At 64.7% G+C, this 14,965-nt stretch carries 15 protein-coding genes; 4 read left to right on the top strand and 11 right to left on the bottom strand.

What is annotated here, in order from left to right:
• Positions 1-228 precede the first annotated feature (228 nt).
• The 5 genes from SD72_RS01980 to sufB are packed head-to-tail and all read right to left on the bottom strand — an operon-like array spanning position 229 to position 4,325.
• Positions 229-615 carry a metal-sulfur cluster assembly factor gene (locus tag SD72_RS01980; protein ID WP_232299610.1) on the bottom strand — a complete coding sequence of 129 codons (387 nt, stop codon included), beginning with the start codon at positions 613-615 and terminating at the stop codon, positions 229-231.
• Between the two features lie 23 nt (positions 616-638).
• Positions 639-1,397: a Fe-S cluster assembly ATPase SufC gene (sufC, locus tag SD72_RS01975; RefSeq protein ID WP_042542766.1), complete on the bottom strand. Its 759-nt coding sequence runs from the start codon at positions 1,395-1,397 to the stop codon at positions 639-641.
• Positions 1,394-1,726 carry a non-heme iron oxygenase ferredoxin subunit gene (locus tag SD72_RS01970; protein WP_042542765.1) on the bottom strand — a complete coding sequence of 111 codons (333 nt, stop codon included), beginning with the start codon at positions 1,724-1,726 and terminating at the stop codon, positions 1,394-1,396. Before SD72_RS01970 ends, sufC begins: the two co-directional genes overlap by 4 nt.
• Complete coding sequence (gene sufD, locus SD72_RS01965) at positions 1,726-2,904, bottom strand: Fe-S cluster assembly protein SufD (RefSeq protein ID WP_042542764.1); 1,179 nt, start codon at positions 2,902-2,904, stop codon at positions 1,726-1,728. The genes SD72_RS01970 and sufD overlap by 1 nt, the downstream gene beginning before the upstream one ends.
• Positions 2,905-2,906: 2 nt before the next feature.
• Complete coding sequence (gene sufB, locus SD72_RS01960; RefSeq protein ID WP_042542914.1) at positions 2,907-4,325, bottom strand: Fe-S cluster assembly protein SufB; 1,419 nt, start codon at positions 4,323-4,325, stop codon at positions 2,907-2,909.
• A gap of 233 nt (positions 4,326-4,558) precedes the next feature.
• On the opposite strand from sufB, the gene SD72_RS01955 reads away from it, so the two are divergent.
• On the top strand, positions 4,559-5,479 hold the full coding sequence (locus SD72_RS01955) for a COX15/CtaA family protein (RefSeq protein ID WP_042542763.1): 921 nt from the start codon (positions 4,559-4,561) through the stop codon (positions 5,477-5,479).
• Positions 5,480-5,530: 51 nt separating this feature from the next.
• On the opposite strand, the gene SD72_RS01950 is transcribed toward SD72_RS01955, so the two are convergent.
• Positions 5,531-6,112, bottom strand: coding sequence for a hypothetical protein (locus SD72_RS01950; protein WP_042542762.1), 582 nt, complete (start codon positions 6,110-6,112; stop codon positions 5,531-5,533).
• A gap of 86 nt (positions 6,113-6,198) precedes the next feature.
• Positions 6,199-7,131, bottom strand: coding sequence for a heme o synthase (locus tag SD72_RS01945; protein ID WP_042542761.1), 933 nt, complete (start codon positions 7,129-7,131; stop codon positions 6,199-6,201).
• 105 nt (positions 7,132-7,236) lie between these two features.
• Here SD72_RS01945 and tkt point away from each other — a divergent pair, with 105 nt between their 5' ends.
• The 3 genes from tkt to SD72_RS01930 are packed head-to-tail and all read left to right on the top strand — an operon-like array spanning position 7,237 to position 12,028.
• Positions 7,237-9,324, top strand: coding sequence for a transketolase (tkt, locus tag SD72_RS01940; protein ID WP_042542760.1), 2,088 nt, complete (start codon positions 7,237-7,239; stop codon positions 9,322-9,324).
• A 23-nt stretch (positions 9,325-9,347) separates the two neighbouring features.
• On the top strand, positions 9,348-10,457 hold the full coding sequence (tal, locus tag SD72_RS01935) for a transaldolase (protein ID WP_042542759.1): 1,110 nt from the start codon (positions 9,348-9,350) through the stop codon (positions 10,455-10,457).
• Positions 10,454-12,028: a hypothetical protein gene (locus SD72_RS01930; protein ID WP_052492386.1), complete on the top strand. Its 1,575-nt coding sequence runs from the start codon at positions 10,454-10,456 to the stop codon at positions 12,026-12,028. Before tal ends, SD72_RS01930 begins: the two co-directional genes overlap by 4 nt.
• 121 nt (positions 12,029-12,149) lie before the next feature.
• Here SD72_RS01930 and SD72_RS01925 read toward each other — a convergent pair whose 3' ends face one another.
• The 4 genes from SD72_RS01925 to SD72_RS01910 form a co-directional block, all read right to left on the bottom strand.
• The gene (locus SD72_RS01925; protein WP_084766683.1) at positions 12,150-12,515 is read right to left on the bottom strand and encodes an RNA polymerase-binding protein RbpA; all 366 of its coding nucleotides are present in this window, start codon (positions 12,513-12,515) and stop codon (positions 12,150-12,152) included.
• Positions 12,516-12,538: 23 nt separating this feature from the next.
• On the bottom strand, positions 12,539-12,787 hold the full coding sequence (gene secG / locus SD72_RS01920) for a preprotein translocase subunit SecG (RefSeq protein WP_042542757.1): 249 nt from the start codon (positions 12,785-12,787) through the stop codon (positions 12,539-12,541).
• A 117-nt stretch (positions 12,788-12,904) separates the two neighbouring features.
• Entirely contained in the window at positions 12,905-13,732 is an 828-nt protein-coding gene (tpiA, locus tag SD72_RS01915) for a triose-phosphate isomerase (RefSeq protein ID WP_042542756.1), read from the bottom strand.
• Complete coding sequence (locus SD72_RS01910; protein WP_042542755.1) at positions 13,729-14,946, bottom strand: phosphoglycerate kinase; 1,218 nt, start codon at positions 14,944-14,946, stop codon at positions 13,729-13,731. Before SD72_RS01910 ends, tpiA begins: the two co-directional genes overlap by 4 nt.
• Positions 14,947-14,965 lie beyond the last annotated feature (19 nt).

Here is a 14,965-nt window from a genome sequence, read left to right as displayed (position 1 = left end):
CTCTTTCGTAGCGGGAGAGCCCCTGCGTTCAGGGCAACCTACCTATTCTAGGGTGAAACGCTGAGGACATCTGCCCCAGCGCGCACGAAGGCGCTCCCGGGTTGGTCCCCGGAAACAGAAAACCGGGCGGCACGACCCAATGGCCATGCCGCCCGGTTCCAGTCGGGCGCAAGATATCAAATCCTCCGCTTGTCAGCGGGAAACTCTGTTCTCACACCCTGTGAGGCGTCAGATGCTGAACCCGAGCGCCCGCATCATTTCGCGGCCGTCATCCGTGATGCGCGCAGGCGTCCACGGCGGCATCCACACCCAGTTGATGCGGAACGCGGCGACGAGGCCATCAAGCGACTCGGCGATGTCGTTCTCGATCACGTCGGTGAGGGGGCAACCGGCGCTCGTAAGCGTCATCGAAATGACGAGCGCGTCGTTGTCCTCATCGTACGCAAGGTCATAAATGAGACCGAGGTCGACAATGTTCACTCCGAGCTCCGGGTCGGAGACGTTCTTCAACGCCTCGACTGCCTGTTCACGGAAGTCAGGGTCTATTGAGACCGGGGCGGTCGCTACGGCGCCAGCGGCGTCCGTGCCAGTCTCCGTTGCTGTCTCTTCACTCATACGAGTAGCCTACGCCCTCTGGCTTACGCGTCAACGAGGAAGCGGTCGTAACCCTCTGCCTCGAGGCGGTCTGCGAGCTCCGGGCCACCCTGTTCAGCGATGCGTCCCGCAACGAACACGTGCACGAAGTCCGGCTTGATGTAGCGGAGGATGCGCGTGTAGTGCGTGATGAGCATGACACCGAGATCCGAGTTCTCCTTGGCGCGGTTCACGCCCTCCGAGACGATCTTCAGTGCGTCGACATCGAGACCAGAGTCGGTCTCGTCGAGTACCGCAAACTTCGGCTTGAGCAGCTCAAGCTGGAGGATCTCGTTGCGCTTCTTCTCGCCACCCGAGAAGCCCTCGTTGACGTTACGCGATGCGAAGGACTCGTCCATGCGGAGGTTCTTCATTGCGTCGCGAACCTCGCCCATCCAGGTGCGGATGGCGGGCGCTTCACCGTCGATCGCGGTCTTCGCGGTGCGGAGGAAGTTTGCGTTCGTCACGCCTGGGATCTCCACCGGGTACTGCATCGCGAGGAACACGCCAGCCTGCGCGCGCTCGTCCGGGCCGAGCTCGGTGATGTCTTCGCCGTCGAGCAGGAGCTGGCCGCTCGTGATCTCGTAACGGGGGTGGCCGGCGATCGCGTACGCGAGGGTCGACTTGCCTGAGCCATTCGGGCCCATGATTGCGTGGGTCTCACCCTGCTTGATGGTGAGGTTCACGCCCTTGAGAATTTCCTTGGCGCCCTGGTCAGTCTCAACGCTGACGTGCAGGTCCTTGATCTCGAGAACGGAGCTCATAGTTCAATCTCTTTCGTAACAGTGGGGTCAATGTAGATGTCGCCGTCTTCAATCTCGACGACGTAAACGGGGACCGGCTCGTAGGCCGGGAGGTTCAGCGGCTGCCCAGTGCAGAGCGAGAACGCCGAGCCGTGAGCCCAGCATTCGAGGGTGTCACCGTCAACGAACCCTTCGGAGAGGCTGATCTCCCCGTGGGTGCAGGTGTCGCCGATGGCGTGCACCTGCCCTTCGCCGTCAAGCACGACCGCCATCGGAACGCCGTCGAGGACAACGCGAGTGGCCTGGTCTTGCACGAGTTCAGACAGTGCGATCGCCTTGTGTCGAGTCATTACGCGAGCACGCTCTGCTCGAGCTCGGACTCGATTGCAGTCTGCAACCGCTCCTCAATCTGCTCGTTGCCGATGCGCTGGATGACGTCGAACAGGAACCCGCGGACAACGAGCTTGCGCGCTTCGTCCTCGGAAATTCCACGGCTCTGCAGGTAGAAGATGTGCTCCTCATCGAAGCGGCCGGTCGTCGAAGCGTGGCCTGCACCCTCGATGTCGCCAGTCTCGATCTCGAGGTTCGGGATCGAGTCAGCGCGCGTGCCCTCGGTGAGGGTGAGGTTGCGGTTCTCTTCGTAGCTGTCGGTGCCGCTTGCGACGCGGCGAATGAGCACGTCGCCGATCCACACCGCGCGCGCACCCTCGCCCTGCAGCGCGCCCTTGTAGGCGACGCGGCTGCGCGTGTTGGGTGCGTTGTGATCGATGTAGACCTGGTGCTCGAGGTGCTGGCCTGCGTCTGCGAAGTACGCGCCGTATGCCTCGCCGTTTGCGCCCTGCGCATCGAGGTGGATCGACGGGTTCACGCGCACGATCGCGCCGCCGAGGGAGACGACGATGTGCTGCAGGTTGCCGTCGCGACCAACGGTCGCGTTGTGGGTCGCGAGGTGGATCGCGCCCTCGTTCCACTCCTGGATCGACACAACCTTGAGGTGCGCGCCGTCACCGACGACGATCTCGACGGTCTCGGTGAGGTTCGCATCACCGGTGTTTTCGAAGATCACAACCGAATCAGACTGCGGAGCAGCCTCGATGATCGTGTGTGCGGCTGTCGGGTTGCTCGTGAGCGCGCTGCGCTTCACGGTGACCGTCTGACGCTCGTGGCTCGTGAGCAGGATCCGCTGCGCGGCACCAACCTGGCCCCACGCGTTCGCCGCGGCCTGGTCCTCTGGGAGGCCGGCACGGCCAACGAGCTCGGAGTCCATCGGGACCGAACTCACCTCGACACCCTCGGCTTCGGAAATCTCCAGCGCAGACGTCGCGGCCTCGAGGTCTCCCCCGGTGAGGGCGGTGAGCTTCGCAACCGGAGTGTACTTCCAGTTCACCTCACGCCCGGTCACCGCGGGGAAGTCGGCGAGGACGGCAGACTTCAGGCGGTCAGAACGGGTCTGTACTGGCGGGCGGTTCGCCCAATCGCCGTCACTGTGCGCCTTGGCACCGTGCTGTTCAGTTTGCAGAGTAGTCATCGTTAACCGACGGATCCTTCCATGCTCATCTCGATGAGTTTGTTCAGCTCGAGCGCGTACTCCATTGGGAGTTCGCGAGCGATGGGCTCGATGAAGCCGCGGACGATCATCGCCATCGACTCTTCTTCTGACAGGCCGCGGCTCATGAGGTAGAACAGCTGCTCTTCGCTGACGCGCGTGACGGTCGCCTCGTGGGCGAGCGTTGCGTCGTCGGTGCGAATGTCGATTGCCGGGTACGTGTCGGAGCGCGAGATCGTGTCGACGAGGAGAGCGTCACACACCACCGAGTTCGCGGCGTGGTGGGCGTTTGCCTCGATACGAACCTCACCGCGGTAACCGGAGCGGCCACCGCCGCGCGCGATCGACTTCGCAAGGATCGACGACTTCGTGTGCGGAGCGAGGTGGATCATCTTCGCGCCGGTGTCCTGGTGCTGGCCGGGGCCTGCGAACGCGACGGAGAGCGTCTCGCCTTTGGCGTGCTCGCCCGTGAGGAAGATCGACGGGTACTTCATGGTGAACTTCGACCCGATGTTGCCATCGACCCACTCCATGGTCGCGCCCTCTTCGGCGATCGCACGCTTCGTGACGAGGTTGTACACGTTGTTCGACCAGTTCTGGATCGTCGTGTAGCGAACGCGAGCGTTCTTCTTCACGATGATCTCGACGACTGCCGAGTGCAGCGAGTCAGACTTGTAGATCGGAGCCGTGCAGCCCTCGATGTAGTGGACGTAGCTGTCCTCGTCGGCGATGATGAGCGTGCGCTCGAACTGGCCCATGTTTTCCGTGTTGATACGGAAGTACGCCTGCAGCGGGATCTCAACGTGCACGCCCTTCGGGACGTAGACGAACGAGCCGCCAGACCAGACGGCCGTGTTCAGCGCAGCAAACTTGTTATCACCCGACGGGATGACGGTGCCGAAGTACTCCTGGAAGATTTCCGGGTGCTCCTTGAGCGCAGTGTCGGTGTCGAGGAAGAGGACACCCTGCTGCTCGAGATCTTCGCGGATCTGGTGGTAAACCACCTCGGATTCGTACTGAGCGGCGACGCCGGCGACGAGGCGCTGGCGCTCTGCCTCGGGAATGCCGAGGCGCTCGTACGTTTCCTTGATCTCATCGGGGAGCTCTTCCCAGGTCGTTGCCTGCTTCTCCGTCGAGCGCACGAAGTACTTGATGTTGTCGAAATCGATGTCGGTGAGGTCTGCGCCCCACGTCGGCATCGGCTTGCGACCAAAGATTTGCAGCGCCTTGAGGCGGCGTTCAAGCATCCATTCGGGTTCGTTTTTCAGCGCAGAGATATTGCGAACAACGTCTTCGCTCAGTCCGCGTTTGGCCGTCTCTCCGGCCGTGTCGCTATCGTGCCAGCCGAACTCGTATTGGCCGAGGCCTTCGAGCTCGGGGCGGTCGATCAGTACCTCAGGCATGATCATTCCCTCTCTCTTCTTCGCGCTACCGAGAACCAAATCCCCAACGTGCTCTCGGATGGTTCCCTGCGATGGTGCAGTAGTCTGGGCGTCGGACATTTCCGAGCGTCTGGCGAATCGTCAGATGTTTCGAATTGCCGCACTAAACCACAGCTTCCGAGTCTACAGGCTTTCGCTAGAAATCGGGCGAGACTGGCGTGTTTCACTGGGAGCTTAAAAGTTAAGGAGATCTCGTGTCCGGCGCAACCAGCGTGACCGTTACCCGTCCCGCTCGAACCCAGATACCGCGCTTCCTGCCGTTCGCCGCTTGGGCGTCGTTCGTGCTGAACGTGTTGATCATCGCAACCGGCGGTGCGGTGCGCCTGACCGGGTCGGGCCTCGGCTGCACCGACTGGCCGCTCTGCACGCCAGGCTCCCTCGTGCCTACTGAGGAACTGTCGTACCACGCACTCATCGAATTCGGGAACCGCACGATCAGTGGCCCCCTGCTCCTCGCAGCGCTCGCGGTCGTCATCATTGGCTGGCGCATCAGGGCGGAGCGCCGCGACCTGTTCGTCATTTCGTGGGTCGTGCTCGGCCTCGTGCTGCTGCAGGCGTTCGTCGGTGGCGTAATTGTGTGGGAGGAACTCGCGGCCACGCTCGTCGGTTTCCACTACACCGTGTCGCTCATCATCGTGTGCATCGCAGCGACGTACCTCACCCGCATGTATGAGGTTGGTGGGCCGCGCGAACGCGTGGTTCCGAAGGGCTTCGCGATCCTCACCCACATCACCACCCTGGTGATGGCCATTGTCATCATCATGGGCGTGATCACCACCGCGAACGGCCCCCACTCAGGAGACGAGAACGTGGTTCGCGACGGCTTCGATGCGACGCTTCTCAGCCACCTCCACGCGTGGCCCGGGTACACCGCGTTCGGCCTCGTTACCGTCATGCTCATCTGGGCAACGCTGCAGCATCTGCGCCCCATGCGCTGGGTGATTACGCTGCTCGCTGTCCTCGTCGTGCAGATCCTTGTCGGCGTCTACCAGGCACGAAACGGCTTGCCCCCGGTCGTCGTCGGTGTGCACATGGTGCTCGCCGCGCTCACGGCCGCAACGATGACCGTCTCTGTGCTGCGCCTCAAGCGCCCCGTCGCCGAGCACGCCGAGTAGCGGCCGTCGACGCCGCCGTCCGGCCAGCAGGCAGGGATGGCGGCGTTGACGCTAGTCGTCAAGCCACCTGTTGTATTTGAGCTGGAGCGCGCGATCAAGCGCCGCGATGACCCCGGCGACGCTCAGGGCGGTGTTCACCCCGGCCAAAAAATCGAAGGTCGGCAGCTCCGCACCGACGAGTCGACCGACCGTCATATTGAAGTAGACCGGCAGCTGCGTGAGCAGCGAAAACGCGAGCACACTCCACGACGCCACCCCGAGCGCCCGGTTGAGTCTAGGCCAGCGATTCGCTAGCTCGGCTCGCCAGGCCTCTCCTGTCCCGGATCTTGGCTGAAACCGGAGGCGCTCTGCGCTCGAGGTGTCGACGAGGTCGACGCGCTTCATCCCGAGGAGCGACATCTCAGCCTCGACGCGTGTGGTCTCGTCAACACTGAACGTCGCTGGCGACGAGCGCGTCTCGAGCAGCTGGCCTGCGCGGTACAGCCGGATCCGCTCCGAGAAGTCGAAGTAATCCACGTCCACCACGAGCTCTTCCCCGGAGTGCTCGATGGCGAACGAGCCCCTGGTGACGATGTCCCAGCCCGAAATCGGAGGCAGCGGTTCGCCGCTGTTAGTGCTGGCCCCGGCAGTCATGCCACACGGTAACACGCGAGCCTTAGCAGTCGCAGATGGCTGTGCTGCGCGACGCGAGCGCGCGAGCGGCCCGCTCGCTCACCCTGCTAGAACGGCAGCAGCGGGTCCACAGCGATGAGGATCGACAGCACCGAGAGATACGCGATTGAGCCGTGGAAGACCCGCATCGGCTTCCCCTCCTGGCCTCGGATCGCGCTCGAGTACAGGCTGTGCGCCTCGATGATGAAGTACCCGCCGACAATGAGCGAGCCGATCGTGTAGGTCCAGCCCATTTGCGCAGCGGGGATGAGCAGGAGGCTCGCGGCAATCGTTGCCCACGTGTAGAGGATGACCTGCAGCCCGACGGTGGTTCGGCCGCGAACGACACCAAGCATCGGCACCCCGGCTGCCGCGTAGTCGTCGCGGTACCGCATCGAGAGCGGCCAGTAGTGCGCTGGGGTCCAGAGGAAGATGACGAGGAAGAAGATCCACGCAGGCCAGGCGAGCGACCCCGTGACGGCAGCCCAGCCAATGAGCACAGGGAAGCAGCCGGCGATGCCGCCCCAGATGATGTTCTGTTCGCTGTGCCGCTTGAGCACGAGCGTGTAGATAACAACGTAGAAGAAGATCGCCGCGACGGACAGCGCCGCAGCCAGCCAGTTCGTCGTTGCCGCGAGCCAGACGACGGAAAGCACCCCAAGAATCCACGCGAAGGCGAGCGCGCCACGGTCAGAAATCTCGCCAGTGACGAGCGGCCGGCCCTGCGTGCGCTGCATCTTGCGGTCCATGTCGCGGTCGATGTAGCAGTTGAACGCGCCGGCGGAGCCAGCGCTCATTGCCCCGCCGATGAGCGTGGCGAGCACGAGCCAGAGGCCAGGGAGCCCGCCCTCGGCGAGGATCATCGCCGGCACCGTGACGACGAGCAACAGCTCCATCACACGGGGCTTCGTCAGCGACACATAGGCCGCGACGACACGCCTCAGTGAGCGCCTCGGCCGGTGATCCGAACTCTGGGTCTGCGGAGAAATCTGCGTGGACATCGACCTCATAGTACCTGCCTATCGGTAGGATTGGCTGGAGTGCGCACAGTGCGCACTGATCGCGCCTGCGGGCGCTGGTGTTTTGGTTGCGAGGAAGGCAGGCCATTGGCGAACGGACTGGACTGGAGCGAGCTCGACGATCGCGCGGTAGATACCGCACGAGTACTCGCGGCAGACGCTGTTGAAAAGGTTGGCAATGGCCACCCGGGAACTGCGATCAGCCTGGCCCCCGTCGCCTATCTGCTGCATCAGCGGGTACTGCGCCACGACCCGAGCGACGCGAAGTGGTTTGGCCGCGATCGATTCATCCTCTCGGTTGGGCACTCGTCGCTCACGCAGTACGTGCAGCTCTACCTCGGCGGCTACGGCCTCGAACTCGACGACCTCAAGGCGCTTCGCACCTGGGGCTCGAAGACCCCCGGTCACCCGGAGTACGGCCACACCGACGGCGTCGAGATCACCACCGGCCCGCTCGGACAGGGCCTCGCATCTGCCGTCGGCTTCGCATACGCTGCGCGCTACGAGCGTGGCCTGTTTGACCCTGAGGCTGCTCCCGGCACGAGCCCGTTCGACCACAACATCTACGTCATCGCCGGCGATGGCGATCTGCAGGAGGGTGTCACCGCTGAGGCGTCGTCGCTCGCCGGCCACCAGGAGCTCGGCAACCTGATTGCCATTTACGACTCCAATCAGATTTCGATCGAGGACGACACGGACATTTCGTTCTCCGAGGACGTCGCACAGCGCTACGAGTCCTACGGCTGGCAGGTGCTCGAGGTTGACTGGAAGAAGACCGGCAACTACGTCGAGGACATCGCCGAGCTCTACGCTGCGATTGAGGAGGCGAAGGCGGAGACGACGAAGCCCTCGCTCATCATCCTCAAGACCATCATCGGCTGGCCATCCCCCGGTAAGCAGAACACCGGCGGCATCCACGGCGCGAAGCTCGGCGGCGAGGAGCTCGCCGGCCTGAAGACCGCACTTGGATTCGACCCCGAGGAGCACTTCAGCGTCGCCCCCGAGGTCATTGAGCACTCACGCAAGGCTGTGGATCGTGGCGCGGCCGCGCGCAAGGTCTGGCAGGAGTCGTTCGACGCGTGGGCCGAAGCGAACCCCGAGCGCAAGGCACTGTTCGACCGCGTTGAGGCGCAGGAACTCCCCGACGGCGCGCTTGAGGCGCTCCCCGTATTCGAGCCAGGCGAGTCCGTCGCGACGCGCTCGGCAAGCGGGAAGGTGCTCGCGGCCCTCGGCCCGATCATGCCCGAGCTCTGGGGCGGCTCGGCTGACCTCGCTGGCTCGAACAACACGACGATCCCCGGCGCTGCATCCTTCGTGCCTGCGAGCCACTCGACGTCGACCTGGACCGGTGACCAGTACGGCCGCGTGCTCCACTTCGGTATCCGCGAGCACGCAATGGGATCCATCCTCAACGGCATTCAGCTGCACGGCAACACCCGCAGCTACGGCGGCACCTTCCTCATCTTCAGCGACTACATGCGCCCGGCAGTTCGCCTCGCCGCGCTCATGAACGTGCCGAGCATCTTCGTTTGGACGCACGATTCGATCGCGCTCGGCGAGGACGGTCCGACCCACCAGCCGATCGAGCAGCTCGCGACGCTCCGCGCGATCCCGAACCTCGCGATGGTGCGCCCAGCCGACGCCAACGAGGTGTCGATTGCGTGGCACGAGATCCTCACCCGCCACGCCGGCCCGACCGGTATCGCCCTCACTCGCCAGAACGTGCCGGTACTCCCCCGCGGCGGCGACTTCGCCTCCCACGAGGAAGCGGCCGACGGCGTGCGCCGCGGCGCATACGTGCTCGCGGACACCCCGACCGATTCGCTCGATCTGCTGATCATCGCAACCGGCTCAGAGGTGCAGCTCGCCGTTGAGGCGCGCGAACGCCTCGCTGCCGAGGGCATCGGTGCACGCGTCGTATCGGCGCCCTCCCTCGAGTGGTTCGCCGAACAGTCCGACGAGTATCGCGAGAGCGTGCTTCCGAAGGCCGTCACCGCACGCGTCAGCGTCGAGGCGGGGCTCTCGCTCGGCTGGGAGCGCTTCGTTGGCGACCGCGGTCGCTCGGTCTCGATCGAGCACTTCGGTGCGTCCGCAAGCTACGAGGTGCTGTTCGAGAAGTTCGGCATCACGACCGAGGCAGTCATCGCGGCAGCCCGCGAAACGCTCGCGCAGTAACCCGCTGGCAACGAAAGGCAAACATGACGAACGAACGCACAGCGGCGCTTTCTGCCACAGGCGTGAGCATCTGGCTCGACGACCTCTCCCGTACGCGCATCGAGAGCGGACAGCTCCAGCAGCTCATTGACACGGTCAACGTGGTCGGAGTGACCACGAACCCGACGATCTTCCAGAACGCAATCGGCTCTGGCATCGGGTACGGCGACCGGATTGCCGAGTGCGCGAAACGCGGCCTCGACGCGGCCCAGACCATCACTGAGCTCACCACGGCGGATGTCGCCGACGCCTGCGACATCTTCGCAGGCGTGTACGCGGCGACCGCAGGTCAAGACGGCCGGGTTTCCATCGAGGTCGAGCCAGGGCTCGCCCGCGACACCGCAGGCACCATCGCGCAGGCGAAAGAGCTGTGGGCGAAGGTCGACCGTGAAAACGCGATGATCAAGATCCCCGCCACCGTCGAGGGCCTCGAAGCCATCACGGCGACGATCGCCGCCGGCATCAGTGTCAACGTCACACTGATCTTCTCCCTCGAGCGTTACCGTCAGGTCATCAACGCGTACCTCACCGGAATCGAGCAGGCCCGTGCTGCCGGCGTTGACATTTCGAAGATCCACTCGGTCGCCTCGTTCTTCGTGTCGCGCGTCGACACCGAGATCGACGCCAGGCTCACCGCGATCGGCACGCCTGAGGCGCTCGAGCTCAAGAGCCAGGCGGGCGTGGCAAACGCGCGGCTGGCCTACGAGGTCTACGAGCAGTCGTTCGCGAGCGAGCGGGCCCGCATGCTCATCGGGCTCGGGGCGAACGCCCAGCGTCCGCTGTGGGCCTCGACCGGGGTGAAGGATCCTGCGCTCCCAGACACGCTGTACGTCACCGAGCTCGCCGCACCGAACACCGTGAACACCATGCCGGAGGCGACGCTCAACGCGCTCGCCGATCACGGCGAGGTCGACGGCGACGCGGTTTCCGGCAGCTATGTCGAGGCGAACCAGGTGCTCAACGCGGTCGACGCGCAGGGCATCGACTACGTCGAGGTCACCGAGAAGCTCGAACTCGAGGGTCTCTCGAAGTTCGTCGCTTCCTGGGACGATTTGCTCAACACAGTGACAGGCGCTCTGCAGGCGGCAAAGTGACAATCACGGTGTCCGGTGTGAGCCGCAGCGCAGCCTTCACCGGTGCGCTCGGCTCACTGCTGGACGCCGAGTTTCCGACGAGACTGTTTGCGAAGGACGCGACGCTGTGGGGCGAAGCCGCCGAGCCTGAGGCCGCGGTGCGGCTCGGCTGGACGGACTTTGCCGAAACCGCCGAGTCGGTGATCAGCGAGGCTGAAGTGCTCGCCGCCGAGTTCGGTGCGGCTGGCGTCGACCGCTTTGTGCTCTGCGGGATGGGCGGATCAAGTCTCGCCCCCCTCGTGATCGCGCCCTCGCTGACCGTTCTCGACTCAACGCATCCCGCGACGGTGCGTGCCGCACTCGAGGGCGACCTCTCCCGCACTGCGGTCGTGGTGAGCTCGAAGTCCGGCGGCACGGTGGAGACGCTGAGTCACCTCGCAGCATTCGAGGCGGCGTTCATCGGGGCTGGCATCGATCCGGCTGACCGGATCGTTGTCGTCACCGATCCCGCATCCGCTCTGGCCGTCTCCGCAACGGAGAGCGGCAAGCGGGTGTTCCTCGCCGACCCGAACGTTGGTGGCCGTTTTTCCGCGCTCACGGCGTTCGGTATCGTCCCATCGGTACTCGCCGGCGCCGACATGCGCGGCATCCTCGCGCAAGCCGTCGCTGCTCGCACAGCGCTCACCGCCTGCGTCGCAGGCAACCCGGCGCTCATTCTCGCCGCGGCGATCAGCGTTGGGCTTCCAGAACGCTTCCTGCTTGAGCTTCGCCCCGACGGTTCCCTCCCAGCCGATCTCGGGTTGTGGATCGAGCAGCTCGTCGCCGAATCGACAGGTAAGGACGGGCGGGGCGTTCTCCCGATCGCGCTCCCCCTCGGCGATCACCAGCGTGAGACGCCCGCCTCGCTCAGCGTCTCTTTCGGCCGCGACAGCACACTGCACGATGCAGCAGCAGTGCAGGACACTGGCGCAGGCCCCACGGCCGAGCCAGCGCTCCAGACCGCGCACGCTGGCCTCGCCGTCATCGCAGACCTCGGTGCCCAGCTTCTCCTGTGGCAGGTCGTAACCGCCGCCCTCGGCTTCCTGCTCCGCGTCGACCCGTTCAATCAACCAGATGTCGAGGCCGCGAAGGCTGCGACCAGAGAGTCTCTCGGCGCCCCGAGCGCGCAGCCGGAGCTCTCCCCCGCCGAGGTGTGCGAGCGGCTGCGCGCCACGGTTTCGAACGGCGGTTACGTCGCGATCCAGGCCTACGTGGACTCGACCGACGCAGCGCTTGGCGCGGCCCTCGAGGAGCTCAGAGCCGCGCTGAACGCCGATCTTGGGGCGCCGGTGTCTGTCGGGTACGGCCCGCGATACCTGCACTCGACGGGCCAGTTTCACAAGGGCGGCCCGAGCAAGGCCGTGTTCCTCCAGCTCGTTGGCGCCACTGATCGCGACGTCGCGATCCCAGGCGCTGAGCAGAGCTTTGGCGAACTCATGGCAGCTCAGGCAGCTGGCGACGCGCGAGTGCTCGATGGCCGCGGCAGGCCGGTCGTGACGGTCGTCACCGACGCACCGCTTGACTTCGTCCGCGCGCTCCTCGCGCGCTACTAGCCGACGCGGGAGCCCGGGCACACGCCCAGCGCGGGGTTCCTTCTTTCAGTAGGTGGCGCAGCGCGGACGCACGAAACCCCCGGGGATAATTCCCCGGGGGTTTCGTTCTGTCACGCGTGTGTTACGCGGAAAGCTTCGCTGTGCCGCGGCGCTGCCGCAGCTTCAGTAGTGCAGCCTCGAGCAGCTCTTCAGCTTCCTCTGGCGTGCGGCGCTCCTTCACGTAAGCGAGGTGCGTCTTGTATGGCTCGTTCTTTGCGAGCTCAGGCGGGTTCTTCTGGTCCTGGCCAGCCGGGAGGCCGGTCGAGGGAGAATCAATCTGCTCAGGGATGTCCTCGTCTGAGACGTCCGCAGCAAAGTAGCGTACGGTCTCGTTTCCGAGAGCGTCCCAGTACGAGATCTTCTTGCGCTCTGCGCGCACGCCGTGATCCATTTCGCCCATAGGGCCGGATCCGACGCGTGCACCGCGAATGGCGTTACTGCCTGCCACGGATGACCTGCTTTCGAAAAATACTAGATAAGCGTGAAACGATCGACGAGGCCGATGCCCACGATCGAGAAAAACCACACGAGCGAAACGATCACTGTGAGGCGGTTGAGGTTGCGCTCTGCGACACCGGACGACCCGAGGCTCGACGTGACACCGCCTCCGAACATGTCAGAGAGGCCACCGCCGCGTCCCTTGTGAAGCAGGACGAACAGGATGAGCAGCATACTCGTGAGCACGAGGAGCGAGATCAGAACGATCTTCAGTACGAGCAAAATAGATGCCTTTCGCAGCGAGGCGCAGTAAGTCAGCCTCTAGTATACCCGCTTCGCTACCCGGCCCGCGAAATCGGACTCGAAAAGGCCCGCTCAGGCCGGGAAGCGCAGCGTCGGTTAAACGGTGACGTGCTTGGTGAACTGTGCGATCCGGCTGAACTCGTCGACCTTCAAGCTCGCGCCACCAACCAGCGCGCCGTCAAGATTCGGCTGCTTGAGGTAGGAGGCAACGTTCTGACTCGCAACTGATCCGCCGTAGAGGATGCGGGTGCTGTCGGCGATCGCGTCGCCGCGCTCCGCACGCAGCACGTCGCGCAGCGCCCTGCCGACCTCTTCTGCCTGTGCAGGTGTTGCCGGGTCACCGCTGCCGATCGCCCACACGGGCTCGTATGCGACCACAATTTCGGCGTCTGCCGGAAGCTTGGACAGCGCTGCGACAAGCTGCTGCACGGGAATCGCCGCGGCGCCGTGCGCCTCGAGATCCTCGGCGGTCTCTCCGACGCAGATCACGGGAACCATCCCAGCCGCGCTCGCTGCGCTGGCCTTCAGCCCAACCGTCTCATCCGACTCGTTGTGGCCGCCGCGTCGCTCCGAGTGGCCGACGATGACATACTGCGTGTCGAGCTTCTGGAGCATGGCTGCGGAGATGTCACCGGTGTAGGCGCCAGCGGCGTGGGGCGAAACGTCCTGCGCACCGAGCGCGACCGCAAGCTTGTCTGCCGCGAGCAGCGTCTGAACGGAGCGGAGGTCGGTGAACGGGGGGAACACCGCAACCTCAACCTCACCGTAGTTGTGCTGTGCGTCCTTGAGGCTCCACGCGAGCTTCTGCACGAAAGCGATCGCCTGCAGATGGTCGAAGTTCATCTTCCAGTTCCCGGCGATGAGCGGCGTGCGCTTCACGATGGGAGTTGGGGCGGGGGCCGCCTGTGCTACCGCGTCATTCATACGAGGACCTCCAGTCCTGGCAACGATTTGCCTTCAAGGAATTCGAGGCTCGCGCCTCCGCCAGTCGAGATGTGGCCAAAGTCTTCATCCGCGAACCCGAGGGCGCGGACAGCAGCGGCTGAGTCGCCGCCGCCAACGACGGTGAATCCGTCGGTGTCGGTCAGGGCGCCAGCAACGGTTCGCGTCCCCTCCGCGAAGGCAGCCATCTCGAACACGCCCATGGGGCCGTTCCAGAAAACCGTAGCCGACGCGCGAATGACCTCCGCGAACGCTTCAGCCGAGTCTGGGCCGATATCGAGCCCGAGGCCAGCAGCGCCGAAACTGCTTGATTCGATCGCGTCGGCCGGCACTACTTCGTGGTCGGCGTCTGCCGCGAAGGCTGCCGCCACAACGATGTCAGTGGGGAGCACGATCCGCACGCCGCGCTCTGCTGCGCTTGCGAGGTATCCGCGGACCGTGTCGAGCTGGTCCTCCTCGAGGAGGCTTGATCCGACAGCGTGTCCCTGCGCGGCGAGGAACGTGAAGACCATCCCGCCACCGATGAGGAGCGTGTCGACGCGCTCGATGAGGTGTGCGATCACGCCAAGCTTGTCGGAGACCTTTGAGCCACCGAGGACTACCGAGTACGGGCGTTCAGCCTTCTCGGTGAGGCGCTCGAGCACCTCGAGCTCAGCGGCCACGAGTCGGCCCGCTGCGCTCGGCAGCAGCTGAGCGAGTTCGTAGACGCTCGCCTGCTTCCTGTGGACGACTCCGAAGCCGTCAGAAACGCAGGCATCACCGAACGCAGCGAGCTGCGACGCGAATGCGCGACGCTCGGTCTCGTCCTTGCTTGTTTCGCCCGGGTTGAAGCGGAGATTCTCGAGCAGGAGTACGTCACCATCGCCCAGCGCCGCAACGGCAGCGGAGGCGGCCTCCCCGACGGTTTCGTCGACGAAGCCAACCTCCGCTCCGAGCAGCTCGGACATGCGCACGGCTACCGGACGCAGTGAATACCGCTCATCCGGGGCGCCCTCCGGGCGTCCGAGATGGCTAATCACCACGACCTTCGCACCGCTAGCCCGCAGCTCGCGGATCGTCGTGAGCGAGGCGCGGATACGCCCGTCATCGGTGATCTCTGTGTCCCCGTTCGCGGTTGTTGCGAGCGGGACGTTGAGGTCGCTCCGAACAATAACTGTTCGTGAGGCGAGCGGGCCGAGCGTGTCGAGTGTGCGCATGGTTCCTTAGAAGTGGGCT

It is taken from the genome of Leucobacter komagatae, assembly GCF_000834055.1.
Classification (GTDB): domain Bacteria; phylum Actinomycetota; class Actinomycetes; order Actinomycetales; family Microbacteriaceae; genus Leucobacter; species Leucobacter komagatae_A.
Note: the sequence above shows the minus strand (reverse complement) of the source record. Positions and strands in the feature narration are given on the sequence as shown.

Coding starts and splice junctions, on each gene's coding strand:
- tal (WP_042542759.1), top strand. CDS start 9,348: ATGACGAACGAACGCACAGCGGCGCTTTCTGCCACAGGCGTGAGCATC.
- SD72_RS01970 (WP_042542765.1), bottom strand. CDS start 1,726: ATGACTCGACACAAGGCGATCGCACTGTCTGAACTCGTGCAAGACCAG.
- SD72_RS01950 (WP_042542762.1), bottom strand. CDS start 6,112: ATGACTGCCGGGGCCAGCACTAACAGCGGCGAACCGCTGCCTCCGATT.
- tpiA (WP_042542756.1), bottom strand. CDS start 13,732: ATGAATGACGCGGTAGCACAGGCGGCCCCCGCCCCAACTCCCATCGTG.
- SD72_RS01980 (WP_232299610.1), bottom strand. CDS start 615: ATGAGTGAAGAGACAGCAACGGAGACTGGCACGGACGCCGCTGGCGCC.
- SD72_RS01945 (WP_042542761.1), bottom strand. CDS start 7,131: ATGTCCACGCAGATTTCTCCGCAGACCCAGAGTTCGGATCACCGGCCG.
- sufC (WP_042542766.1), bottom strand. CDS start 1,397: ATGAGCTCCGTTCTCGAGATCAAGGACCTGCACGTCAGCGTTGAGACT.
- SD72_RS01910 (WP_042542755.1), bottom strand. CDS start 14,946: ATGCGCACACTCGACACGCTCGGCCCGCTCGCCTCACGAACAGTTATT.
- sufB (WP_042542914.1), bottom strand. CDS start 4,325: ATGCCTGAGGTACTGATCGACCGCCCCGAGCTCGAAGGCCTCGGCCAA.
- sufD (WP_042542764.1), bottom strand. CDS start 2,904: ATGACTACTCTGCAAACTGAACAGCACGGTGCCAAGGCGCACAGTGAC.